This is a genomic window from Bacillus sp. SRB3LM (assembly GCF_015712745.1).
Lineage (GTDB): Bacteria > Bacillota > Bacilli > Bacillales > Bacillaceae_G > Bacillus_A > Bacillus_A thuringiensis_K.
In genome coordinates, this window is the sequence record NZ_VWVQ01000103.1 from 489,275 (window position 1) to 513,855 (window position 24,581).

Genomic DNA, 24,581 nt, shown 5'->3' on the forward strand with positions numbered 1-24,581 from the left:
GATTTTTTATAAAAAAATCAATGATTCCGGGAATGTATGGGTATTCAATATGACATACTTTTTCATTATTTTTATTTTAAAAAGAAAGGGAATTATCTGTATATTTATACAAATTTCTTCTATACTTACGTTTTTAAAAACATAAAAAAGCATCTAACTTCGATGCTTTTCAAATAAGTTAAACAATCCTTTTCCGAATCGAACTTGAAATCCAATCAATTATAATTACCATTAAAATGATACCTAATAAAATAATCCCAACACGAGACCAATTGCGTGAACTCAGCGCAAAAATTAGAGGCGTACCAATACCACCTGCTCCAATAACACCTAAAATGGCAGCAGATCGTACATTAATTTCGAACCTGTATAACGTATACGATAAAAAATCTGGTAATACTTGTGGCAATACTGCATACCAAAGTATTTGAAAACGGTTTGCTCCTGTTGCTAGTAACGCTTCCGTCGGTCCATTATCTATGTTTTCAATTCCTTCTGAATATAGTTTTCCTAACATTCCAATAGAATGTAATCCTAAGGCCAATACTCCTGCAAAAGAGCCTGGACCAACAGCTTTTATAAATAAAAGAGCCATAACTAATTCAGGAAACGTACGAACAAAACTAAGTACAAATTTCCCAGATCCTGAAGTTAATTTTCCACTACTCATATTCGTTGCCGCCCAAAAGGCAAACGGAACAGATAAAAATGCAGAAATAAATGTACCTAATATCGCAATTGCCAACGTATCAATTAATCCATGTAATAAATCTTCACCATCTGGCAAAGATACATACGACCAGTCTGGATTCAATATCCCTGTCATAATTGCTTTCGTGATTTCACCTGCTGTGTCCTTTATCCCCTCTAATGGCACTCCTGAAAAGGCCCATACATATACAACTGTAAGTGCTATTAAAATAATCCAGCGATATATACTCGGTTTCTTCGGTTTTGGCACAATCATCGTCGTTCTATTCATTATAGTTTCTCCCGCAACAATGTACTAATGTAGTCAATTAACAAAACAACAATAAGGGTATAAATAATTATAGATGCAGTTTGTTGATATTGTAAAAATCCAAGTGTACGATCATAATATAATCCAATACCACCCGCTCCTACTAAACCTAAGACAGCTGCTGCACGTACGTTCACCTCAAATGTATACAGAACATAGGAGACAAAATGTGCTTTCACTTGCGGAATTACCCCATAAACAATCCATTGCACTTTATTTGCTCCTACTGCTGTCATCGCTTCTAATGGACCTGGATCAATTGATTCAATTGACTCGTACAATAATTTTGCCACAAGCCCAATTGAGAAAAAAGTAAGAGCCAAAATACCTGGAAGTGGTCCTATTCCAAAAATAGCTACGAAAATTGCCGCTAATAATAAATCTGGTATCGTTCGAATAAAATTTAAAATCAATCGAGCTGGACTGTATAAAAATGTACTAGTAAACACATTACTTGCCGCAAACAGTGCCAGTGGAATAGCTAAAATCGACCCTAAAGTCGTCCCAATAATCGCCATACGTATTGTATCTAACATCACTGTTGTAATAACTTGAAAATAACTCCAATCAGGTGGCACCATTTCTTTCAATAGATCTACCATATTTGGAAAACCATCTACCAGTTTTGAAAATGATGCATCTACCTGTACACTACTACTCCACAGCATTAAAATAACTAAAATAAACGTTAACATATGTTTCAATTTACTCGGCGGCTTCGGTATTTCATTTGAATATATCGTCACGTCATTCATTTTACTGCCACCTCTAATAATTCGCTTTTCTGAGCTACGTCCCCATAAATTTCAGCAAACTTTTCATCAGTTGCCTCTTCTACTAAACCATCAAAAACAATTTCGCCTGCATGTAATCCAATAATACGCGTCGCATATTGCCTAGCTAAATCAATAGAATGTAAGTTTACAATTGTTGTAATTCCAAAATCTTCATTAATTTTCTTTAAGTCATCTAATACTTGCTTTGTCGTAAGTGGATCTAACGACGCAACAGGTTCATCTGCCAATATGATTTTCGCTTCTTGCGCCAATGCTCTAGCAATCGATACACGTTGTTGTTGTCCTCCTGATAATTCATCAGCACGTGCATATGCTTTTTCTAAAATATTCACTCTTTTTAACGCTTGAAATGCGAGCTCCACATCCTCTTTCGGAAACAAACCTAACGTTGTACGCAATGTGGAATGATATCCAACACGACCAGCTAATACATTTTTTAATACTGTTGATCGCTTTACAAGATTAAAACTTTGAAAGATCATACCAATATCCCGACGCATACGTCGTAAATCTGTTCCTTTTGCAGCAGTAATAGACTCACCTTCAATCATGATTTCGCCTTCGGTAATCTCATGAAGACGATTTATGGACCTGAGAAGTGTAGATTTTCCAGCTCCAGATAATCCGACCATTACAATAAACTCACCTTTTTGAATCTTTAAATTTATATTATTCAATCCCTTTGTGCCATTCGGATACATTTTGGAAACATTTCGAAACTCTATCACACATCTTACCTACTTTCTATGTATTCAAAACGGCAAACTAACTGAAAACATCCCCTTTCAGCTAGCTGCCATTTCCATATGTATTATTGCGTTTTTACTTTCTTCCCATATTCACGAACGATATCAAATTTACTATCATCAGATTTAACATATCCTTCATGTGAATATACTTCTTTAATGATTTTGTGACCTTCCTCATTCTTTCCAATTTCAATGAAAGCATCTTGTAATTTCTTGCTCCACTCTGCATCTAAATCAGATCGTACAGAAATTGTATCGTTCGGAATTTTCTCAGTAAATTTCACTATTTTCGTTTGATCAAATATATTCGGATAATCTTTTTTTACAATATTACGAGCATCTTGGAATACAACAGCCGCATCTACGTCACCATTTAAAAGAGCAATAAGCGACTGATCGTGACCTTTTAATGTAACAGGTTTCACATCTTTTAACGGATCAATTCCCTCTTTTAATAGAACAGCTGCAGGCCATACATACCCTGCTGATGATGTTACATCTTGATAACCAATCTTTTTACCTTTTAAATCTTTTACACTATTTATATTAGAGTCTTTTTTAACAACAAACTCAGATTTATAAAAGTCTACTAAATCCTTTGTAGGGGCTCCCGTTTCATCATCTACTCCAAAACGTTGTGCTTGTAAAATTACATTTGCAGCCTTCTTTTCATGTGCTAATACGTACGCTGTTGGCGGTAAAAATCCTACATCTACTTGTTTAGATGCCATCGCTTCTACAATTGTATTGTAGTTCGTTGAAATACTAACTTTTACTGGAATATTCAACTTATCACTTAATAGCTTCTCAAGCGGTTTTGCCTTCGCCTCTAACGTATCCGCATTTTGAGAAGGAACAAATTGAACATTTAAAGTCTTCGGTACATACCCTTTTTTCGTATCTTCATTTTTACTTGCACTTGACTCTTCCGTCCCGCAGCCACTTAATAATCCCGCTGCTAGTACAACTGTTGTGCCCATTGCAAAAACTTTTTTCAACATGTTAATGCCTCCATTTTTCATTGTTATAAAATAACCTTTCATAAACATGAAGAAATATATCACATATTTTTACAAATAATTGATTATTTACAGAATCTTTACACATTCTATACACTCACATTAAAATTCTCTTCACATATTTGATATGATGAATTGGAAGATAACAATAGAAAAGGTGAGTCATATTGGAACAAAATCAAACTGTAACTTTAAACATCTTATTAACAAGCGATATACATGGCACTGTTTATCCTATTCACTACCAAGATAACTCCCCAGCAGAACTTGGTTTAGCTAAAATTTCTACTCTTATAAAAAAAGAACGTTCCCAAAATACAAACGTTCTTTTAATTGATAATGGCGACTTTATTCAAGGCACACCATTTACTTATCATTATGTTACATACGAAAAAAACAAAAAAAACCCAATGTCCTTATTAGCGAATTACTTACAGTATGACGCTGCAATTATCGGCAATCATGAATTTAATTACGGGATGGATATATTAAATAATGCTGTGACTACTGCGAACTTCCCGTACCTATCAGCAAACATTTTAGATAAAAACAGTAAAAAACCTTATTTCGGGAAACCATATGTAATAAAACATATTGAATCAAATATAAAAATTGCTATTTTAGGGGTGACAACGCATTACATTCCCAATTGGGAACAACCCCATCACATTAAAGATTTACTATTTGAAGATGCATTAAAGACTACAAAAGAATGGGTTTCTTACATTCGCAAACATGAGAAACCAGATTTACTAGTCGTAGCGTATCACGGGGGAGTTGAACGAGATTTACAAACCGGGGTACCGACTGAAGTGTTAACAGGAGAAAACCAAGGATATGCAATGTGCCATGAAATTGAAGGTATAGATCTTTTACTAACAGGTCATCAACACCGAGAAATTTCTCATACGATGGCTAACGGTGTAACAATTTTACAGACTGGATGCAATGGACACTCAGTTGGAAAAGTAAAAATAACATTCGAAAAAACAAAACATAAATGGGTGAAAAAAGAGAGTTCTTCTGAATTATTATCTGTACAAGGAGTTGAGGCGGACCAAGATGTACTTTCATTGGTAGCCGATTACGAAGAGAAAACACAAAAGTGGCTTGATCAACCTATTGGAATCATTCAGGGGGACATGCAAATTTCAGATGCTATGCAAACTCGTTTGCATGATCATCCTTTTATCGAATTCATAAATAAAATACAGATGAATATAGCTAATGTATCAATTTCTTGTACAAGTTTGTTCCATAATACATCTCCAGGTTTCCCTGAACATGTAACAATGCGTGATATCGTTTCTAATTATATTTATCCAAACACATTAAAAGTAATTAGAATAACTGGAGCAGATATAAAAGATGCTCTTGAACTCTCTGCTTCTTATTTCACATTAAAAACAGATGGATCAATCACCGTAAGTCCTATCTACATAGAACCAAAGCCACAACATTATAATTATGATATGTGGGAAGGGATTTCATACGTATTAAACATTTCAAAACCAATTGGTGAAAGAGTAGAATCTTTACAGCATAACAGTGCTCCTCTTAATATGAATGAAGAATATGACGTTGTAATGAATAATTATCGTGCAAGTGGCGGGGGAAATTTTTTTATGTTTCAAAACAAACCGGTAGTAAAAGATATACCCACAGATATGTCTGAACTTATCGCTAATTATATATTGGAACATAAAACGATAGAAGCAACTGTTAATAACAACTGGAAAGTTATTAAATAACGATTTTTACAAATAAAAAAGATGGGCTTCGCCCATCTTTTAATTTAATTTTGCATTATCTTGCTTTTTTAAAGCTTTTAATTTCGTCGGTGTAACATCTGTACCTTCTTCGTTAACAACTTTAATACCTTTAAGTTCGTTTAACATATTTTGACGAAATCCTTTTAAATATTGTTCACGTAGCGATTGACGCTCACGTTGCTCTTCTTCAGTTAAACCTTCAGCTTTTGCTTTTTTCGCTAAGAAGTTAATGCGTTCAACGAGTTCGTGATTAATCATCTCGAATCCCCCTTCTAATCAAAACTGATTATTATCATACAATAGTTACTCTTCTTTATCAAGCAATTGCTTCGTATACTCTACATATCTACGATGTACAGTCGCCTTTGAAACATTATGACCAAATCCACGTAATGTTGCTGCGATTTCTTCAAACGTGAGTTCACTTTTTCGCAAACGTACAATTTCCTCAATTGGCACTTCTTTTTTCTCTCTTCCTACACTTAAATGACGATTTTTTAAATTATTTTCTGGACGATAACCTTTTTCTACTGCACGTTGCATGCCTCGTTTAATTTTCAAGTTATGAATCTTTCTTTGATATTCTTCAACAATACCAATAATATCTAATACCATCGAATCAGAATCCGATAATTGTAATTCACCATTATGTGTATGCGTATATACTTTTATGCCTTCTTTATGTAAGCAATGCATTAATGCGATCTTCGCATTTCCTCTACCAAGGCGCGTTTCATCTTGTATAAGTAACACATCAATTTGTTCGTCTCGAATTGTATCCAACACCTCTAATATACCGTCACGTTCAATTGTATATCCACTAGCCTGCTCTTCAATCACCTTAGTAACATTCATTTGATAGCGCTCAGCTAAATGCAATAATTCATCTTTTTGACGTAACAATGATGTTTCTTGCGCTTCTTTCGTTGTACTCACACGTGCATAAATAATTGCATTCATTTTGAACCCCCTCTTTCTCCCTATTATTTCCCTATAGTGTAACATAAATCCGCCATTTGTTCGAACTTATGTTTGTAGAATGTTTTTTCACATGTTATACTTATTAATAAGAAAAATGAAAGAAAACGAGGTGTTAGAAAACATGGAAAAGTTAACGAAACGCCAGCAAGACATTCTCGACTTTATTAAGCTAAAAGTACAAGAAAAAGGATATCCACCTTCCGTACGTGAAATTGGTCAAGCAGTCGGCCTCGCTTCTAGTTCTACAGTGCACGGACATTTATCACGATTAGAAGAAAAAGGATACATTCGACGCGATCCAACAAAACCACGTGCCATTGAAATTTTAGGCGAAGACCGAATGGATACGGAAACACAATCTGTTATTCAAGTTCCAATTGTCGGAAAAGTTACTGCTGGTTTACCAATTACGGCGGTCGAAAGCGTAGAGGAACATTTCCCACTTCCAGCTAGTATTGTTGCTGGAGCAGACCAAGTGTTCATGTTACGTATTTCTGGAGATAGTATGATTGAAGCTGGTATTTTCGATGGAGATTTAGTTGTTGTTCGCCAACAACAGTCTGCATATAATGGTGAAATTGTAGTCGCTTTAACAGAAGATAACGAAGCAACTGTTAAACGTTTCTATAAAGAAAAAGACCATTTCCGTCTACAACCAGAAAATTCTTCGTTAGAACCTATCATTTTAAAACAAGTGTCAGTTATCGGGAAAGTAATTGGCGTATATCGTGATTTACATTAAAAATAATAAAAAGAAGATAATTACCTTATTTACATACGGTAATTATCTTCTTTTTGTATTTTGATAGATTTCCATGCATTCTATTTCTTATTAACGAGTTTCAATTGTCACATCTCCAGCAGCCGTTTTACCGCTAATCTTTTTACTACCATTTCCAATTGTTACATTTTTATTTTCTTCATTAAAAATTGTTACATCTCCCGCAGCACTTTGCCCAGTAATTACCGCATCTTGTGGTTTTTCCGATAAAGTAATATCTATATCTCCCGCAGTTGAACTTGCTTCTAGATTATACTTAGAATCATGATCTTGAATATTTATTTCCCCACTTGTTGTTTTTGCGGTCACTTTCCCTAATACCTTCTTAAAGTTCACCTCACCAGCTTTTGTCGATCCCTCCACATTCTTAGCCGTTACTTGTTTCAACTCTACTTCTCCAGCAAGTGTTCTAACACTTACGCTATCACTTTTCACATCACTCATTTCGATTTGTCCAGCAGATGAATTTACTTTTACATCTTGGTAAGAGCGTTCGGGCACAAGGAGAGTCAATTTAGACGTTTGAAACCTAAAATCGTAAAAAGAAAAATCAAATGAAGCACCTTTTTCTCTTTCCCCAATAACTTTTAATGTGTCACCATCTTCTGCGATACGAATCTCTTGTTTACGTACATCTCCCGATTGCTTTACATAAAAAGAAGAGTCAGGAGATTTTTGGACAATAATATCCCCGGCATCTAACTTAACTTCTATATTTTTTAATGTTTCGTTTTTAATTACATTTTCTTTATCGCCTTTTTCAGCAGTCTGTACTGCTTTTTCATATGTTTGGGAAATTCCTATTACTCCAATAATGATACAAGCGATAGCGATTAAAAATAGTTTTTTCATCATTTACTCTCCTTTTATCATTTTGAAGTTCCATATTACATATCGTACACACAATCTCTTAAACCACTTTGTACTATAAAAAGCGATAATACATAACAATAAACCTACTCCAACAAACGTTATACTAACGAAAAGATCCAACCATATAAAAGTACCCATAAATACTTTTCCAATAACGAAAAATGGTGTTACTACACTAGCAATACCACCGATCCAAAAAGAAAATATAAAAGCAATAATTGCGACTAACGGGCCTAACACAATAATAAAATTAAACAAACTAAGTCCAATCGCTGCCATAACAGCTCTTGTCACATTTGAAGTCGATGGATTTTTTTTCATTTCATCAAAGCGATACATCGCAAGTAATTCTTTCGCGATTACTTTCGGAGAACCAAGGCCCTGTATTATTTCCGATTCAGTTTTCCCTTCTTCTAGTCCAAACTGAAAGTGCTCTTCATAATCCAATAAAATATCTTGCCTCTCTTCCTCTGGTAACTTTCTAAGATAACTTGATAATTCTTTAAGAAACCCTTCTTTACTCATCCCATTCCACCCCTTCAATAATTTCTTGTACCCCTTTCGCAAAATCACGCCATTCTGTTACTAACAAATGAAATTGCGTCTCCCCTTGCTCTGTTAATTGATAATATTTACGAGGTGGCCCTTCCGTAGATTCCTTTAAATACGTTTGAAAATACCCTTCCTTCGTCAAACGACGTAATAAAGGGTATACTGACCCTTCCGATATTAAAAATTTATTAGAAATTTGCTGAACAAGTTCATAACCGTAACTATCTTTACGTTTTACAAGTGCTAATACACAAAGTTCAAGCACACCTTTTTTAAACTGAACGTTCAAGTGCCATCCTCCTTTCCTATCTTAGTACTGTTCAATACACGGTACCCGTTTTATCCATAATATACCACTTAGTATTATTTATTGCAAGGTACTAAACTATATTTATTCCCTAAATTTAGAAAATGAACTAACGAAATTCTGAATAAGACTGCGTTATAACTGAGCAGCATTCAAGGTTTCATTTCATTTACATTAAACTTCATTCACTCTTTCCTCTTGAAGAATCCACCACACCTTATTCACTATAGCTAATGAGAAAAAGCCCCAATACTTATCGGTATTAGGGCTTTTTCTCATTATTATATATTAATCGAATTCCTATTTGAGAACCTGCATACGTGACAAATACTTTAATACCATATTTTATTTCTCATCATCGTTCCCCAAGATTTTTCGCTTAACATCTGATAAATCCTTCGACAACGAACTAAATGCTTTTGCTTGTTCTTCAATGACCTGTTGATTTTTTTCAATAACTTTTTGATATTGTTCTTCGCGCTGTTCATTCTTTTTTTGCGTAGTAAACAGCATCCATACAAATAAAGCTGCGAATGCTCCTTGTTGAATCATTGAATTGAAGATTTGTTCTTCCATCGTTCTCATCTCCTTTTCAAAAATTAAAGAGAATCATACGAGTGATCCTACTCTCATATCCTTATCTCACATTAAAATGTTCTTCTTTTACCCATGTGTTTTGCCCAATATCGATATAACCATCTTTTCTTGCAAAAATCCCATATGGATAAGATCCATCCACATTTCCTTTATAATTTCCATTTGGACCATCATATGTGTTAATGCCATAACCTGCGGGATATTTTGAGTAAGCATGGAACCACTCTACTTCAAAGTGCTCTTCTTTCGCCCACGCTTCCCAACCTAGACATAACATATTTTCATTCCCACCATACCAAGCAGCATCTATAATTAAATATGGCATTTTTGTATTAATGACATGACCTGTGAACCAAGCATCTTTTCCAGGACCACTATATAAATTGATGCCCCATCCTTCTGGGTATTTAGACGTTGCAATCCCCAGTCCTTTTGGTTGTAGTGGTTTATTATTATCTTCATTAAATGCTTTGTTTATCTTCTCAATGAATTGATCCACTCTTCCTTCATCGAGCATTCGATGTGGGCAATGCTTTCCACTCCACGATTTATGTGTACGTACATTACTAATCGGTATATTGAATTGTTTCATTAACTGAGCGATAACAATTGCTGCATTATCCTCCGCCTTGTAATATCTATCCCCACCGCTTAGAGAATAGCAAATTTCCACTCCGATAGATTTACGATTACCATTTCCGTTACCATCACCTGCATGCCAAGCATTACGATCAAACGGAATACCTTGTACTGCTTCTTTGTCATCTACTGCAACATGAAACGACACTGAATTATTATTCCCAATCATATACGATATCTCATTTTCTGCTGATGCATCATTGTACGTATTATGTACTGTGATGAATTCTGGTGTCATTGTATTGGGACACTTTATACCATATTTACTTGGATCCACTAATTTTTTTCTAATTTCCATTACTGATTATCTCCTTTTTTATTTTTTATCATTTAAAATTCCACTGAATTATTAAGTACATCTAGAAACTAAATGCTCAGACAGGCCATATTCTATATAATGGGTTATGGTCCTCACATTCAAAAAAAGAAAAAGAGCAACTTTTACATCAGTTGCTCTTTCAAAAATTCCACTCTATATTCTGCACAGCATTTTACAGATATTACTCTCACCTCAAGAGGTATGATAACAAGTTTTTTCATCCTACTTAATACATGCTGATTTAAAGATATTATCTTACATGAAAATGCTCTTCTTTTACCCATGTGTTTTGTCCAATATCAATGTAGCCATCTTTTCTCGCAAAAACACCATATGGATAAGATCCATCCACATTTCCTTTATAATTTCCATTTGGACCATCATATGTGTTAATGCCATAACCTGCTGGATATTTTGAGTAAGCATGGAACCACTGCACTTCAAAGTGTTCTTCTTTTGCCCAGGCTTCCCAACCTAAGCAAAGCATATTTTCATTCCCGCCATACCAAGCAGCATCTATAATTAAATATGGCATTTTTGTATTAATGACATGACCTGTGAACCAAGCATCTTTTCCAGGACCACTATATAAATTGATGCCCCATCCTTCTGGGTATTTAGACGTTGCAATTCCCAGTCCTTTTGGTTGTAGCGGTTTATTAGAAGGATCAGTTGTACCACCACCGTCTCCTTTTCCTAAGTAGTCTAATGGATTCACAGCATTACTCTTATTGATGTTCCAAGACCCTTTATGCAATTCGAAATGCAAGTGTTGACCACTAGAATCCCCTGTGTTCCCCATAACCCCAATAGTTTGTCCTTGTGTAACATAATCACCTTCTTTTACTGTTCGAGAACCGCTACGCATATGGGCATATACTGTTTCCCATGTAACCCCATCAATAGTGTGCACAATCATAATACATTCACCATAACTGGATGAAATATAAGAACGACTAACTCGTCCGCTAGCTGCTGCATAAATTGGATGATAGCCCGATTCAGCAAGATCTATCCCATGATGATCTGGTCTGCTCCCCCGAAATCCACTTGTTACTCTCGTTGTATCTGTTGGATAAATAAATTTTGCCATAATAATCTTCCTTTCTATTCATACGTAATATAAAAAGGCACTTAAAAAAGCACCCTTTTATATTTTTTCTATATATTAAAATTTATAATTTAAAATCAAATAATAAAAAAACTTTGTTATTACCTTACATTAAAATGTTCTTCTTTTACCCATGTGTTTTGTCCAATATCAATGTAACCATCTTTTCTCGCAAAAACACCATATGGATAAGATCCATCCACATTTCCTTTATAATTTCCATTTGGACCATCATATGTGTTAATGCCATAACCTGCTGGATATTTTGAGTAAGCATGGAACCACTGCACTTCAAAGTGTTCTTCTTTTGCCCAGGCTTCCCAACCTAAGCAAAGCATATTTTCATTCCCGCCATACCAAGCAGCATCTATAATTAAATATGGCATTTTTGTATTAATGACATGACCTGTAAACCAAGCATCTTTTCCAGGACCACTATATAAATTGATGCCCCATCCTTCTGGGTATTTAGACGTTGCAATTCCCAGTCCTTTTGGTTGTAACGGCTTATTGTCACCACCACCAGTTCCTCCATCAAAATCTACATATTGTTTAACAATTTCAGAGTAGAAGAAATTCCCTCCGTTTTTATATCGATAACCACCATTGTAAGCAACAGCGATAGGGTTACTATATTTCACCATAGCACCGGTCGTATTTCCAAGTGACGGCGCAACAACCGTTTTAGAATACAAATCTGCTACCGGTAATGAATGCTGTTTATTGTTAGAAGCTAACCAGCGAAGGTAAGCTCGTCCAAAATTATACGATTGAACAATGGCACTTAAATCTGTAATGCCATTTTTCTTCGCATCATCAAAAGCACCCTTTAAATGCTTCACTCCGTAATAAATTGAATCTTTTGGGTTTTTAATTGTATTCATTGCCCACCCTTGTGATTCACTAGACTGCATAATATCAGGTGTCGTTTCAGAATTCCCTCCACTTTCCACCATAATAATTCCAAGCACATAAGGAACTAACTCCGGTACACCTTGTGCAGAACATTCGCTTTCTACCATTGATTGCCAACGTAACACCTGTTGTGGCAGATTCTTTGTTTTGACTGAAGCAGCTAATAAACTCATCATTAAACATCTCCTTATTTTTCTATTATTTTCGCCTGTAAAACTACTACTTTACTAAATATAACTAGAAGCTAAAGACCCATTAATCCATCAAATCACTTCATGTTACTCACCTTCTTTCACAACAAAAAGAGCAACCATAAAAATAGTTGCCCTTTCGTCGAAATCTTATATTACTACTATAAATCACTTTTTCAATACTTTCTGTACACTGCATGTATCCTACAAAAAGGTAACACTAAAATCCATCTAAAAACTTGACAATCTTCCTTATTTCAGCGTGTTTTCGGCGTATATAGCCTGTACTATAATGTAATTCAAACGCAATTTGTTCTAAAGTCATCCCATCAACATATTTCATTTTAAGTATTTGATGATCCAGTCCTGTAAACTTATTAATCAAAAGCCTTAAATCATACTCTTCATTCATCTTATAAGCTAATTCATATTCAATTGCCTCAATCCGTCCTTCTACCTTAGCCCCTTCCGATTCAGCGGTTAATCGTACATTTTGCAAATCACCGCTAATCCAACGCTTCAATTCGGCTTTTGATTTGTCTAAGTTGTATTCTAAATAAGCAATTTCTTCTTCTAACTTCTTATAATCTTTGAGCCACTCGAACACTTACTGATTCACCCACTTCCATTCCTTTTACAAAGTCTCTTAATACTAATTTAATAGAATGAATATGCTTATTAGCTTTTTCAATCTTTATTACTTGTAAATCATCTTTCATTTTATAAACACAACCCTTCCCTAACATTTTTTATCCCCTATTGATCAGTTCATTATCTTTAGAATTTCGATATTTTTAATTAATTCTTGAATCCTATTGAAAAGACTTCTAACAGTCCCCATAGAAATTTAAGAAATAAACTGAAATTACAAATCGTTCATAATTGATCCAAGCATTCACTACTATTTTTATAATACTGTTCACTATGCATCGGGAATCTTTGAAGAATATAAATGCATTATTTTTTTATTAAGATAATATATTTTAAAATAACAAAATCATCTAACGGTTTTCCTTATGACTTATATTTATTTAACACTTCTTGTAATCTCTCACGCTCTTCATCAATAGACTGTACAGTTTTTCTTTCCTCTTCTAGATTTGTTGATTCATCATCTTTATATAACCAATTGGGTACAATCTCTTTTCTATTTGAATACTTCCTACCTGTCCCTTTATATTTCTTTTTCTTACTCATTTCGAAACACCTATCTAGTATGGCCACATCAACTAATGTTTTAACTTCTTGCTCCTTCCAATTCCTCAATATAGCCTTAATGTAGTTCCATCTTGGTGCATTCTCATCAACAGCTTTATTAATTGCATGCTGAATTAACTCATCACTAAACAAATTACAAAAACCCCCCAACTCTGCAATTGCAATTTCACTTAACGGAATGCCCATCCCCTTAATAAAGTTACAACTTACTTTAACCCTCTCATTGATGAATACACGAGATTCTAATTTATCCATATCATCATAATGATTAGTATTTTGTATATTTGTATTTCGTTTATTAGTAGTTAGTCTATTAGTATTTAGTAGTTTCTGATTTTCCACATATGGCTTTACCACATCTTGGTTTTCCACTTGTGGCATGTTCCTTTGTGGCGTTTCGTAAATTTCCGTATCCCACTTTGTAATTTTTTTCGTATTCCCGTCACGAACAGGATAACGTTTTACATAACCTAATTCTTTTAATTCCTTAAAACCTGTACGGAGCGAATCTTCTCCATCCTTAGCATGTCGAGCTAATTCGCTAATATGAAAAGTCCAATCGTCTGGTAATGTAAGCGCATAGGCTAAGATCCCTTTCGCTTTCCATGACAACCTTTCATCTTTTAAACCAGTATTATTTATAACGGAATAATTACTATCTTTTTTCACTCGAATAATCCCCATACTAGCCACCTCATAAATTCTCAAAAACGGTATTCAATGTTATACTTATCTAGAGATATTTTTTCTTATAGAATCCGCTGCAACGGATTCTTTTCTTATGCATTCATTCAAAACAATCATGCTATCCATATCTATTTTCTTCTAAACCTCTCTTATTCCTCAAATTCAACATCCACTTGAATTTCGATATTCATAGGAATTTCTTGTGTTATACGAATCACATTTTGACTCATTCCTTTTTGAATAAGCTTTCTAACCTGCTCTTTTGCATCTTCTTTTGTTTTAAATTCACTGACAGTTGGTAACCCTGCTAAACTACTAGTAATTACTAAAATCTTTCTTTGCATGTTCTTTCCTCCTACTGAATGTCTGCCATATTTATTTGTGAGTTTTTAACTGTAATTTCTTCATTTAAAACAGTTGGAATTGAATATTCTTCATTAATAATTTGTATTGCTCTATCCAAATGATAACGTTTAATAGCTTTATAACTATTCACACCAAATTCCCGATGTAACTGACTATAAATATCTCTATATAACTTCCTTCTAAGACCGATATCCTGATAAGAATTTGAATTTTTACCTCCCAATAACATAATACCTAACCTTTTTACAGCCCTTGTTATCTCTTCACACTCGATAGCATAAAGCGGAGTATTTTCTCGCAACCCCTTCACCTCAGACTTTATTTCTTGTATCTCCTGAGTATGTCCTTCTAACGCAGCAAATGTTAACTTTAAAACCCCCATTGGATCCTTTGGCACATTTTGTTGATTTTGTATATACTGCTTCATTCGTTTGAACTCTTTCATAAATTTAATTTTCATTCCAACCGCTTCTCTACTGTTATATCCCATAACAAGTAACGTGAATGCTTCTTCTGTTAAATCATATTTAGAGGTTCGCCTGTTCTTTGAATTAACATAAGTGGACTCGTGAAAATTTTCTCCCCCAAACTCTTCACCTACATATACAATTTGTTTTCGAACTTCCTTCAAAACGTCGAAGTGATTTTTTTTGAATATCTTCGCAATTACCAAACTATCCGTTACTACTTTTCCATTAACTTCAAATACTAATGAACTATGTACTGATGAGTCAGTTAATTGCCCCATCCTCATCTCCTCCTCACTACTAATTTTGAACTATCTTTATTGCATTGAGATAATTTAGCACTACACATAATTCGTTACTTTCTTTTTACAGATTAACTAATTATCGTAATTTAAATTAAATACTTTGATATGAACCCTCTTATTAAATTATCATTCAATAATTCGGTTATAGCATTACATTTTAAGTAAATCTCCTCCAATTTCAATTCGCTTCGTTTTCTTCAAATTCAAAAAGATATTCCAAACTATGTTCTGGAAAAAAAGTTTTCTTAATTTCAAAAGCTTCATCATAATAAAAACGAAATTTACCATTTATTTTGTCGCTCACTGTTGCGTGGCGAAGTTTCAGATGCGAAGAAATTTGTGTAATCATAATTCTTTTTCTCGCCATCTCTGCACGCAAATTCGGATACATTGACTCACCACCTGTTTTTGTACGATATTGCGTTCATTTCCATTTAAATATAAACTCAATTTCGTATTTAGTCAACAAAAAAACGCAATTAAATACTCAATTTCGTATATTGTTCTATTTACTAACAAATTTAGTTAGGTTATGATATATACAGGAATACGCAATATCGTATACATTTTAATACGAAAGATGGTGAAAGTAATGAAAAAAGCAGAGGTTGTAACACGCCTAATAAAAGAAGCTGGCTATAGTAAAAGAGCCTTCGCCGAAAAAATAGGTCTCCCCCCCACAACACTGCAATCCATGTTATCAAGAGGGATTGGTAAAGCATCTGTTGATAATGTCATAAAAGTTTGTAAGGGATTAGGAATCACTACTGATGATTTAGAAAGACTCGCAACACAAGAGGGCAATACTGTTAAAGAAGAAGTTTCTATTTATGAAACCATCCAAAACGATCAATCAAACATTATTTACATTCCTATCATTGGTTCTGTAGCAGCCGGTACACCAATACTCGCTGAAGAAAATATCGAAGGCTATTTACCCATGCTAAGTACATTTTTAAACAAGCGTAAAAAGTATTTTTATCTTACTGTAAAAGGCACTAGCATGAATCTCGAATTCCCTGATGGTTCTTATGTTTTAGTAGAGGAAACTCCTTATGTTGAAAACGGACAAATTGCTGTTGTAAAAGTCAATGGTTATGATGCTACCGTGAAAAAGATTTCAAAATCTGGAAGCATCATTACTTTAATACCATTGAGTAATGACCCTATCCACGAACCAAAAACTTACGACCTTTCAGCTGAAGATGTAAAAATCATTGGTCGCGTTGTACAGGCAGTAAAGAATTATTAAGTTATAGCACAAGTGATTTAAAAAAAGATAAAATCAATTCTTTTGAAAAGATTTTCTTAGTAACATGATTTAAAATAACCAAAAACAATCCATTATCTAGTAGTTAATATATCCAATAACTTCACTAAAAAAGCCCTGATACCGTAGTATCAAGGCTTTTTTATTTCACAAATTATATAAAACTTACGTTTATCTGATAATGTTTTTCTATGATATCACTACTTGTTATTAATTCGTGGCTTTTATGTGGCTGTTTTTCATTTTATAACCACATAAAAGTGTAATAATTGGGAATTAAAAAACCCTTGATACGAGTTGTATCAAGGGTTTAATCCTCTTAGTATAGAGACATATATTGATCGCGTTCCCATTGGTGAACTTGCGTTCTAAATATATCCTCTGGATTCATCAAGTTTTAAATCGTGCCGAAAACGTTGATTTATCAAGGTTTTATAAAAGTGATGTTTCATAGTGATTCATCACTTTTTTTACTTTTGTGGGTGAATTGTGGGTGGGGTTGTGGGTGAAGTATAACTTCAAACCTTAGCATATTCTCCATATAATTTATGATTATTTTAGATTAAAATATATTCAAAAAAGCGATGTCTCATATCGATCCATCACTTTTCCGAATACATAAGATTATTAGACTAATTAAATATAATTACAATAAAATATTATATTTCATCATCATCATCATCAATTTCTAATTCAAACTCTTCTTCATCTAAGATTTCTTCTACAATTTGCGGGTTCGCATTTTCAAGTTCAATATTTTCTAATACACTGTCTACCTCATCCCTAATCATGGTACCTAACCTTCGTACGAAATCAACCTTTAATTGTGGTGACCATTGATTATGTCTTTTGTTTTCTTCATAGCACGCAATCAATAAGGGAATTATTTTAGAAAAAATAAATATTGCAATTGCATTTTCTTTTCTTTGGCCAGTTAAAGCTCTAAAGTGTTGTCCGCGATATGATTTAGACCATGTTTTAAAGGTTCCTGTTAATCCTATTTCTAATAAAACTCTTTCGTTACCATACTGAATTGCTGGACGAATGGCTTTTAAGTTTTCGTTATTGAATAAAAATGCTAATGTACCGAGAATTGTGGATATTCTACTCCCTTCTCCCCTCATCGCATTTACATTATCTCTAGTTTTACCCATATAACTTTCTAACGCTGTTACAAATACTTGATCATTTGTTGACAATGATTCTCTTGGAGTATCAATATAACGTTTAAATATCCAATACAACAGATCCTCTGTAACTTCAATTTCAACTGGCTCAACATTTCCCCATGTCTCATTTGTAAAAGTATCTTTTACTATTGCTTTAGCCCTATTAATACCTGAAAAAACAATTCCATATATACTTTCATTTAGTTGAAATATTAGAACATAGGATTGATATGAATTTATCCGTTCCTCTCTATCTTCCTTCAAACTACCATTAGGATTATACCAATATTCCTGGTTCTTCTTTCTTTCTGTATAAGCTTCAAAAAATATGTATTGGATAGGGTCATTTTCAATTTGAATAGTTTCGTGTTCAAACAAGTTGAACCCATTTACTTCTCTCACTTCGGACCTTAATGCATCCGTCTCCCATCCCCTAACATTTCTTATAACTTCGCGATTCCCTCTTAGCGTTTCAATAAATCCATCTAAACTCACATAATTGTGGAATCTAAATATTGAAAAACTCATCACTATTATCCCCTCCTAATATATATCATTTCTAGATTCAATTTTATAATTAGTAATGTTAATATCAAAAAACAATAACATTATTATATAAAGAAAAAATCTTTTACACTTTGAATCTGATTTTAATTGAATACTTGGTACGATATATCCCTTATTCACATCAAACGCATTAGACATTATAGATATTTTCACATATAAAGATGAATCAATAATGTTTTTCTGTAGCGCCTCTCCGATGTCTATACGGAACTCTTCTTTTTCTTCTACTAGCACATTAGTTTTCAAATCCTTCTGATTCTCAACCCTATAATCAATCCAATGCGGAAAATTACATTGTAGAGTTAGTCCACCGAGAATGTTAACAAGCCAATGTAATAGCTTATTTTTAAATTTAAATTCACAATCCATATGAACATTTATAGGTCTATGGTCACTCCTAATATCAAAGTAACTATCTTCTTTTCTACTATTATTTTTTATTTTTATAACAAATTCGCCAGGATATTTTAGCCATTCAATAACAGCACTTATTATAATAACAACAATAGCAGAGTTCATCGTAAAGCTTAATGTTGGTTTATTTTGCAATTCAGTAGAAAGAGTTGGTGACAACTTAGAAATATACCCTGCAAAATCTATTCCAAATATATATACACAAAATATTGTTATTAGGGGGCTAAATATAGTTAGAAATTTTAACGATCTTTTTCTCCACTCAACCAATGATTTTATCATAATTATTATCCTTATTAAAAAATATTATTTAGTAAATCTTTTACATTTTCAATAACATGTTCATCATTTATCAATAAAACACCATTATTATACAACTCAACATCTATATATATAGGAGAATCAACCCCTTGCATCTGAATTGAAATAGACTTTACATCTATACATTCATCAAAGGTAATCCAATCGATTTCTTTAAACAACTTTACTTTTAATGCTCTCTTCTCTGATCCAGATGCTGCATTAATTTTTTCAAGATAATCGTCTACATACTCAATATTTTCTTTTGGAACGGGATAAATAAATTTAATATTATTTATAAATAAATCTTCCTTCACACAAAAATCAATCATATTTATAAATGAAGATGATGTAACAATCAATTGTCTTAAATTTAATCCCCTTACCTTCTGTAACACACCAATATAACTATTTACGCCATAGTCATAATTGATTCCAATGATTTTATCTGAAAAAGAAACAACAGATTCACGCCCAAAAATTCCCAATAATTTGTTTAGGGTTTCTTCGTTATCCAATAGTTCAAATAGTTTTAATTGCATCATTAGAATCACTCCTTTCAAAATAAAAAAACTTGTATATTAAGTATTCTCTTATATTAAACATATTAATCCATTTCATATACAATGTCACTTCTTTACTTTTATATAATTCATATTAGATGAATACTAAATTCTATTGAATAGTTCTTCTTATATACAATAGAATCAAACTTGTTCATTATTAATTTTTGTTTACTCATTAAAAGGTACTATAAAACATAAGCAGTTTTTACGAATTATAGTACCTTTTACTTTTTATTTTCATAAAAACTATAACCTCTTCACTTTTTCATCCGCTCTTTCCTATTTAGGATATCATTTTTAAAAAACAACCTATCTCGAACCATCTCTTTAATCGGCACTAACGTCCCCGACTTCACCAACTTATTTAAATTCTGCCTCGAACACTCTAAAATCTCCAATGCCTCTGAAGTATTCACAATTTCATCATTTACGAATTTTATTAGTTCTTCCTTAGATTCAAAGTTATACATTTTTCTTCTCCTTTATATAGAGAGTAATTATATTTACTATCATTAGCAAAAACGATATTATGCTAAATACTATTAAGACATAGCCCCATGTGTTTAAATTATCATAATCCAGTATTGCTAAGATAAATCCTAAAATCAAAATTACGGGAATATTCGTCCAAATAAACTTTTTCATCATATTATATGGAATGTGTTATAATCTTAGTTACAAGGGAGATTGCTCTCCCCTGTGGTGTTATTCGGAGTCGACTTCTTGGCGGGAGCGACTCTTTTCTTTTTCCTCTTTGATTTTGTAGTATGTATCTACGCTGTTTTTAACAACTGTTGATACTTGGGAAAAGAATGTTGCGATTGCTGTTAGCGTTCCTAAGATTATTAACCAATCCACTTTGTTCACCTCCTGTTCTTTATACTCTTATTATACACCTTAGGTTGACTTAAGTCAACTATATTTAAGAATATTTTCCCTGTAAATCTAATTTTATCCTATAAAACCAACGTACATCTGTTATACTTAATATCGCAATATATTTTAGGAGGAACTAATTTGAAAAAGTATCTATTATTACTTGTCTCTGTATTTTTCTCCCTAGCACTTGTGGCTTGTGGCTCAGAAGAAAAAACAGAAGAAAAGAGTGCACCTACTGCCTCAAACCAAAAAGGTATTAAAGAAAGCAATTCGAAAACTAACGAAAAAACAGTACTAACTAAAGTTGGAGAAAAGCAAAAATACAATGCTCAAGGCGGAGTTATTGAGCTAATGAAAATTAAAGAAATTAATCAAACTATTGATGTAGCTCCAATTAAAATGACTGTTCAAAACATCAAGCTATTTCAACTATCTGACCTTCCAGAACAAATGTTGACTGAGGCTAAAGAAGTCTATCAAACAACACCCACTAACGATGGAAAACTAAATTATATTCAAGTTATTTACACAGTGGAAAATACCTCAGATGAAAATATTAACTTCCTTAATTTTGATAAGGTAGTACTAAATAATGGTGAACAGTTAGAAGCAAATCGCAATTTTATTACAGAAAAAAACACTTCCTTTGAATACTTTGGAAAAGTTAAACAAGAACGTGTCCTAGGTTTGTTCTTTAATGGAGATCCAAAAGATATTACTAATGTCAAATTCATTACAAGTTCAACATACCAACAAAAGTCGTATGATACGATTACTGATGGTCAACAAGTTCAATTTGATTTATAAAATAGCAAAGCCCTCTCATTCGAGAAGGGCTTTTTATTTTACGGTACCTCTACATATGTTCAACTAGCTTTAATATAGAAGACAATAATTTTTGAGTTTTTCACTTTATATTGCGGTGAACCATCCACTAATACTTTATCAATAATTGACTTATGAAATTTATGTGGAGGGAAAACATAAATTCGAACTGAATATTGATAAATAATACCAACATCTCAAATGTTTGATATAATGATTTTATTACTTATCGGGAGGTTATGTCATGAGTTATGATACAGTCGCATCCTTACAACGTATGCAACAATTACAACAATCTGAAGCCGCTGCTGGGGATAGATTAATTTTAAAAAGAGCTGATTCAAAAGCAGAACTTATAATAACTGTTTCTGCAATAGTATTAATTCCTTTCACATTAGGAATATCCCTTGTATTATTCGCAATTTGGTTCTTAATAAAAGAACTTACAGCTAAAACGTATTTAGTAAAAAATGTAGCTACTGGTGAGAAGTTTAGAGTCGACCGGAATGACTTTAAACAATATAAAAAGGACTTTAAAGCCAAAGAAAAAGAAGTAAAGAAAATCTCAGACTTATAAGGTATGAGAATGAGGGGACGTTAATCTTATGAAAGTTATTCGTTCAATCTTTAACGCATTTCGTTTATTGAGTAAAATTATAAACCCTATATTAAAAGCATTATCTAAAAGTAAATTCTAGCTACATAACAACCAAAAAGCCGACTCATAAAAGAGTTGGCTTTCAAATTATTCATATGGTCGATATTTTTCTCTTAATTGCCCTAATTCTTCAGCCAGTTTTTCTACATCTTCACGAAAGTACAACGAAACCCTATCAACTACTTTAATAGGAACAATTCGCCCTTGTTTTACAAGTACATGTAATCTTTGGGTTGTGACACCTAATAAATTTACGGTTTCATTTGCTGTTAAAACTACTTGGTTAACTAACTTTTCTATTTCTTCACGACTTATTTTATAGTCCATACTCATTTTTCGTCCCTACCTTTTTTCCATAAAGAAATTAAATTAATAACAAGCGCTATAGCTAAAATTATTGTAGAAGCAATTCCTAGGTAGTCACTTACTTCAGGATTCTTATAGTTTGTTACTGTAACCACTAATATTAAAAATAATACTAATACCAAAGTGTTTCGATCTAACTTCATTTTTACATGGATTGGATTTTGTGTAATTTTGTAATTATGTTATAATATTTTTAAGGTTGGGGGAATTTCTTCCCCCGTTGTGTTATTTGCGTCTAGTCTTGCGGGCTAGGCGTTTTTCTATTTCTTCTTCCTTTTTCTTCTCCTTTCTATCTTTCATATCGTTTAGGTTTTTCTTTGCTGTTATGATTCCTACCCCCATGCCTACTATGTAAGCTAGATTTTTAAGAACCTTTTCTGTTAAGTCCCAATCCATGTTTCTCACCTCCCTTACATATATAATTATACCATACCTGTTTATTTGAATCAATAGATAATAGTTAAATAATTGCTATAAAATAAAAAAAGCCGTCATTATGACGGCTCTTACTTTAATCTTCAAACTTCACATATTCACCTGAAACCCATTGGTCTCCACCCACATTATACCAACCATCTCTATATCCCCACGACTGATACTGTTCTCCTTGATACACATTTTTTACAATGCCATAATTAGTTCCTGGACCTCTACGAACACGCAATACATCTGCTGTAATAGTAACTATTCCTACACCATTATTGACTGATTGCGAACTTGTCGGTGTGCTTTCTCCTGTATAACGAATGTATGATGAATCATTATAAATCCACTGATTGCCACCAAGGTTTAACCATCCATTTGATTGTCCCCATACTTCGTAGGACTCACCTTTACCTAATTGACGAATAACCCCGTATCCAGTGCCTGGACCTTTACGAAGGTTGATGCCATTCCCCTCAATATACGCAATACCTGTCCCGTTAGTTGACGGTGGAATAAGTGTAGGAGTTACTTTACCATCTCCATTGTATGCATTTTGAACTCTTTCAATAAAATTATTCCAACGTCCTTCTGCCAACATACGATGAGGACAGTACTTCCCACTCCATGATTGATGTGTACGGACTTTGTTAATTGGAATATTGTACTGTTTCATTAGTTGAGCTACAACGATAGCTGCATTGTCTTCCGCTTTATAGTATCTATCTCCACCGCTTAAAGAGTAGCAAATTTCAACGCCGATAGATTTACGATTACCGTTCCCGTTTCCGTCGCCAGTATGCCAGGCGTTACGCTCTAAAGGGATTCCTTGTACTGCTTCTTTATCATCTACTGCAATATGAAATGAAACCTGATTATCATTACGAATCATATAAGCTACTTCGTTTTCTGCTGTAGCATCGTTGTAAGTATTGTGAACTGTAATGAATTCCGGATTCATTGTATAAGGACACTTTATACAATATTTACTTGGGTCAACTAATTTTTTTCTAATTTCCATTATAGAACATCTCCCTTTTTCTCTTCTTGTTTTTGTTTACCACCTAAAATTTCAACTGCATTTGTTAAAGCTTGTGGCAACGGAATGCCCATTCGACCAGCATTTTCTAAAAGTGAAAGTAATTCATTACCCATGAAGAAGAAAATAGTCGCTTCACGAATTGCACTGTTACTTCCAAGCGCTGAATCTAGTTGTGCAGCCGCTCCGACCAAAAGAAAAAGCACCACCTTTTTGGCGATGCCTTTGAAACCAACTTTACTTTTTAATTCTCCGTTATACCCTGCTGCAATCATGCCAGTTAAATAATCAATAACTGCCATCGTCACTAGGATTTTCAATGTTGCATCCCATCCTCCCAAGAAATACCCACAGAAGCCACCGAAAGTGGCAATAAAGGTTTTTAATAACACATCAATACGATCCATCTTTTCCTCTCCTTTTTTAGACAATAAAAAA

33 protein-coding genes and 1 pseudogene are annotated in these 24,581 nt (G+C 33.4%); 5 read left to right on the forward strand and 29 right to left on the reverse strand.

From position 1 onward, the window contains the following. Nucleotides 1-178: 178 nt before the first annotated feature. The 4 genes from phnE (F3I02_RS29595) to F3I02_RS29610 all read right to left on the reverse strand — a co-directional run bounded on the left by phnE (F3I02_RS29595) (nucleotide 179) and on the right by F3I02_RS29610 (nucleotide 3,568). Complete coding sequence (gene phnE / locus F3I02_RS29595) at nucleotides 179-982, reverse strand: phosphonate ABC transporter, permease protein PhnE (RefSeq protein WP_046946491.1); 804 nt, start codon at nucleotides 980-982, stop codon at nucleotides 179-181. Further along, on the reverse strand, nucleotides 982-1,776 hold the full coding sequence (gene phnE / locus F3I02_RS29600; RefSeq protein WP_196478685.1) for a phosphonate ABC transporter, permease protein PhnE: 795 nt from the start codon (nucleotides 1,774-1,776) through the stop codon (nucleotides 982-984). The genes phnE (F3I02_RS29595) and phnE (F3I02_RS29600) overlap by 1 nt, the downstream gene beginning before the upstream one ends. Next, complete coding sequence (gene phnC / locus F3I02_RS29605) at nucleotides 1,773-2,546, reverse strand: phosphonate ABC transporter ATP-binding protein (RefSeq protein ID WP_061884494.1); 774 nt, start codon at nucleotides 2,544-2,546, stop codon at nucleotides 1,773-1,775. Before phnC ends, phnE (F3I02_RS29600) begins: the two co-directional genes overlap by 4 nt. An 83-nt stretch (nucleotides 2,547-2,629) precedes the next feature. Continuing rightward, nucleotides 2,630-3,568 (reverse strand): phosphate/phosphite/phosphonate ABC transporter substrate-binding protein, encoded by a 939-nt coding sequence (locus F3I02_RS29610; protein WP_000915039.1) that lies wholly within the window; start codon nucleotides 3,566-3,568, stop codon nucleotides 2,630-2,632. Between the two features lie 185 nt (nucleotides 3,569-3,753). Here F3I02_RS29610 and F3I02_RS29615 point away from each other — a divergent pair, with 185 nt between their 5' ends. Continuing rightward, nucleotides 3,754-5,337: a bifunctional metallophosphatase/5'-nucleotidase gene (locus tag F3I02_RS29615; protein ID WP_061884495.1), complete on the forward strand. Its 1,584-nt coding sequence runs from the start codon at nucleotides 3,754-3,756 to the stop codon at nucleotides 5,335-5,337. Between the two features lie 39 nt (nucleotides 5,338-5,376). Here F3I02_RS29615 and F3I02_RS29620 read toward each other — a convergent pair whose 3' ends face one another. Both F3I02_RS29620 and F3I02_RS29625 read right to left on the reverse strand, forming a co-directional pair. Further along, the gene (locus tag F3I02_RS29620) at nucleotides 5,377-5,616 is read right to left on the reverse strand and encodes a DUF896 domain-containing protein (protein WP_000607015.1); all 240 of its coding nucleotides are present in this window, start codon (nucleotides 5,614-5,616) and stop codon (nucleotides 5,377-5,379) included. A gap of 45 nt (nucleotides 5,617-5,661) precedes the next feature. Continuing rightward, nucleotides 5,662-6,318, reverse strand: coding sequence for a YneB family resolvase-like protein (locus F3I02_RS29625; RefSeq protein WP_000991471.1), 657 nt, complete (start codon nucleotides 6,316-6,318; stop codon nucleotides 5,662-5,664). A 142-nt stretch (nucleotides 6,319-6,460) separates the two neighbouring features. Here F3I02_RS29625 and lexA point away from each other — a divergent pair, with 142 nt between their 5' ends. Further along, complete coding sequence (gene lexA, locus F3I02_RS29630; protein ID WP_000413738.1) at nucleotides 6,461-7,081, forward strand: transcriptional repressor LexA; 621 nt, start codon at nucleotides 6,461-6,463, stop codon at nucleotides 7,079-7,081. 90 nt (nucleotides 7,082-7,171) lie between these two features. On the opposite strand, the gene F3I02_RS29635 is transcribed toward lexA, so the two are convergent. The 13 genes from F3I02_RS29635 to F3I02_RS29695 all read right to left on the reverse strand — a co-directional run bounded on the left by F3I02_RS29635 (nucleotide 7,172) and on the right by F3I02_RS29695 (nucleotide 16,058). Next, complete coding sequence (locus F3I02_RS29635; RefSeq protein ID WP_000976239.1) at nucleotides 7,172-7,975, reverse strand: DUF4097 family beta strand repeat-containing protein; 804 nt, start codon at nucleotides 7,973-7,975, stop codon at nucleotides 7,172-7,174. Beyond that, entirely contained in the window at nucleotides 7,976-8,518 is a 543-nt protein-coding gene (locus F3I02_RS29640) for a DUF1700 domain-containing protein (protein WP_000031383.1), read from the reverse strand. Continuing rightward, entirely contained in the window at nucleotides 8,511-8,834 is a 324-nt protein-coding gene (locus F3I02_RS29645) for a PadR family transcriptional regulator (protein ID WP_001102628.1), read from the reverse strand. Before F3I02_RS29645 ends, F3I02_RS29640 begins: the two co-directional genes overlap by 8 nt. A gap of 363 nt (nucleotides 8,835-9,197) precedes the next feature. Then, a complete protein-coding gene (locus tag F3I02_RS29650) occupies nucleotides 9,198-9,428 on the reverse strand; it encodes a BhlA/UviB family holin-like peptide (protein WP_000392444.1) in 231 nt (76 codons plus the stop codon). A gap of 61 nt (nucleotides 9,429-9,489) precedes the next feature. Next, nucleotides 9,490-10,386, reverse strand: a complete 897-nt coding sequence (locus F3I02_RS29655) for a peptidoglycan recognition protein family protein (RefSeq protein ID WP_000405766.1) — start codon at nucleotides 10,384-10,386, stop codon at nucleotides 9,490-9,492. 271 nt (nucleotides 10,387-10,657) lie between these two features. Further along, a complete protein-coding gene (locus tag F3I02_RS29660; protein ID WP_196478686.1) occupies nucleotides 10,658-11,500 on the reverse strand; it encodes a M23 family metallopeptidase in 843 nt (280 codons plus the stop codon). A gap of 119 nt (nucleotides 11,501-11,619) precedes the next feature. Further along, complete coding sequence (locus F3I02_RS29665) at nucleotides 11,620-12,606, reverse strand: lysozyme family protein (protein WP_033692154.1); 987 nt, start codon at nucleotides 12,604-12,606, stop codon at nucleotides 11,620-11,622. Between the two features lie 238 nt (nucleotides 12,607-12,844). Continuing rightward, nucleotides 12,845-13,231, reverse strand: a complete 387-nt coding sequence (locus F3I02_RS29670; RefSeq protein ID WP_000464427.1) for a DUF1492 domain-containing protein — start codon at nucleotides 13,229-13,231, stop codon at nucleotides 12,845-12,847. Next, nucleotides 13,206-13,370: a hypothetical protein gene (locus F3I02_RS29675; RefSeq protein ID WP_000900734.1), complete on the reverse strand. Its 165-nt coding sequence runs from the start codon at nucleotides 13,368-13,370 to the stop codon at nucleotides 13,206-13,208. The genes F3I02_RS29670 and F3I02_RS29675 overlap by 26 nt, the downstream gene beginning before the upstream one ends. Nucleotides 13,371-13,638: 268 nt before the next feature. Further along, on the reverse strand, nucleotides 13,639-14,526 hold the full coding sequence (locus F3I02_RS29680; protein ID WP_196478687.1) for a DnaD domain protein: 888 nt from the start codon (nucleotides 14,524-14,526) through the stop codon (nucleotides 13,639-13,641). Nucleotides 14,527-14,678: 152 nt separating this feature from the next. Continuing rightward, nucleotides 14,679-14,873, reverse strand: a complete 195-nt coding sequence (locus F3I02_RS29685; RefSeq protein ID WP_001189064.1) for a hypothetical protein — start codon at nucleotides 14,871-14,873, stop codon at nucleotides 14,679-14,681. A gap of 11 nt (nucleotides 14,874-14,884) precedes the next feature. Then, on the reverse strand, nucleotides 14,885-15,643 hold the full coding sequence (locus tag F3I02_RS29690) for a phage regulatory protein (RefSeq protein ID WP_000531300.1): 759 nt from the start codon (nucleotides 15,641-15,643) through the stop codon (nucleotides 14,885-14,887). 202 nt (nucleotides 15,644-15,845) lie between these two features. Then, complete coding sequence (locus F3I02_RS29695; protein ID WP_000283431.1) at nucleotides 15,846-16,058, reverse strand: hypothetical protein; 213 nt, start codon at nucleotides 16,056-16,058, stop codon at nucleotides 15,846-15,848. A gap of 201 nt (nucleotides 16,059-16,259) precedes the next feature. Between F3I02_RS29695 and F3I02_RS29700 the strand changes: the two genes are divergently transcribed. Next, a complete protein-coding gene (locus tag F3I02_RS29700; RefSeq protein WP_000708857.1) occupies nucleotides 16,260-16,919 on the forward strand; it encodes a LexA family protein in 660 nt (219 codons plus the stop codon). A 677-nt stretch (nucleotides 16,920-17,596) separates the two neighbouring features. Here F3I02_RS29700 and F3I02_RS29705 read toward each other — a convergent pair. From F3I02_RS29705 to F3I02_RS29725, 5 genes are all read right to left on the reverse strand, one after another. Next, nucleotides 17,597-18,634 carry a hypothetical protein gene (locus F3I02_RS29705; RefSeq protein ID WP_230876775.1) on the reverse strand — a complete coding sequence of 346 codons (1,038 nt, stop codon included), beginning with the start codon at nucleotides 18,632-18,634 and terminating at the stop codon, nucleotides 17,597-17,599. Nucleotides 18,635-18,649: 15 nt separating this feature from the next. Beyond that, on the reverse strand, nucleotides 18,650-19,369 hold the full coding sequence (locus F3I02_RS29710) for a hypothetical protein (RefSeq protein ID WP_061689931.1): 720 nt from the start codon (nucleotides 19,367-19,369) through the stop codon (nucleotides 18,650-18,652). A 14-nt stretch (nucleotides 19,370-19,383) separates the two neighbouring features. Continuing rightward, nucleotides 19,384-19,932, reverse strand: coding sequence for a hypothetical protein (locus F3I02_RS29715; protein ID WP_196477683.1), 549 nt, complete (start codon nucleotides 19,930-19,932; stop codon nucleotides 19,384-19,386). A 278-nt stretch (nucleotides 19,933-20,210) separates the two neighbouring features. Then, nucleotides 20,211-20,423 (reverse strand): DNA-binding protein, encoded by a 213-nt coding sequence (locus F3I02_RS29720; protein ID WP_196477684.1) that lies wholly within the window; start codon nucleotides 20,421-20,423, stop codon nucleotides 20,211-20,213. 235 nt (nucleotides 20,424-20,658) lie between these two features. Continuing rightward, entirely contained in the window at nucleotides 20,659-20,811 is a 153-nt protein-coding gene (locus F3I02_RS29725) for a hypothetical protein (protein ID WP_167514902.1), read from the reverse strand. Between the two features lie 159 nt (nucleotides 20,812-20,970). Here F3I02_RS29725 and F3I02_RS29730 point away from each other — a divergent pair, with 159 nt between their 5' ends. Beyond that, on the forward strand, nucleotides 20,971-21,639 hold the full coding sequence (locus F3I02_RS29730; RefSeq protein WP_078400394.1) for a hypothetical protein: 669 nt from the start codon (nucleotides 20,971-20,973) through the stop codon (nucleotides 21,637-21,639). 59 nt (nucleotides 21,640-21,698) lie between these two features. Here F3I02_RS29730 and F3I02_RS34235 read toward each other — a convergent pair. Continuing rightward, nucleotides 21,699-21,788: pseudogene (locus F3I02_RS34235) on the reverse strand (N-acetylmuramoyl-L-alanine amidase); the annotation flags it as partial. Between the two features lie 113 nt (nucleotides 21,789-21,901). Between F3I02_RS34235 and F3I02_RS29735 the strand changes: the two are divergent. After that, entirely contained in the window at nucleotides 21,902-22,234 is a 333-nt protein-coding gene (locus F3I02_RS29735) for a hypothetical protein (protein WP_049106735.1), read from the forward strand. A 168-nt stretch (nucleotides 22,235-22,402) separates the two neighbouring features. On the opposite strand, the gene F3I02_RS29740 is transcribed toward F3I02_RS29735, so the two are convergent. The 4 genes from F3I02_RS29740 to F3I02_RS29755 form a co-directional block, all read right to left on the reverse strand. After that, on the reverse strand, nucleotides 22,403-22,642 hold the full coding sequence (locus tag F3I02_RS29740) for a MerR family transcriptional regulator (RefSeq protein WP_033690498.1): 240 nt from the start codon (nucleotides 22,640-22,642) through the stop codon (nucleotides 22,403-22,405). A gap of 264 nt (nucleotides 22,643-22,906) precedes the next feature. Further along, on the reverse strand, nucleotides 22,907-23,077 hold the full coding sequence (locus F3I02_RS29745) for a hypothetical protein (RefSeq protein WP_061186062.1): 171 nt from the start codon (nucleotides 23,075-23,077) through the stop codon (nucleotides 22,907-22,909). A gap of 115 nt (nucleotides 23,078-23,192) precedes the next feature. Beyond that, nucleotides 23,193-24,125 carry an N-acetylmuramoyl-L-alanine amidase gene (locus F3I02_RS29750; protein WP_196477685.1) on the reverse strand — a complete coding sequence of 311 codons (933 nt, stop codon included), beginning with the start codon at nucleotides 24,123-24,125 and terminating at the stop codon, nucleotides 23,193-23,195. Continuing rightward, a complete protein-coding gene (locus tag F3I02_RS29755; protein WP_000373884.1) occupies nucleotides 24,125-24,550 on the reverse strand; it encodes a phage holin family protein in 426 nt (141 codons plus the stop codon). Before F3I02_RS29755 ends, F3I02_RS29750 begins: the two co-directional genes overlap by 1 nt. Nucleotides 24,551-24,581 lie beyond the last annotated feature (31 nt).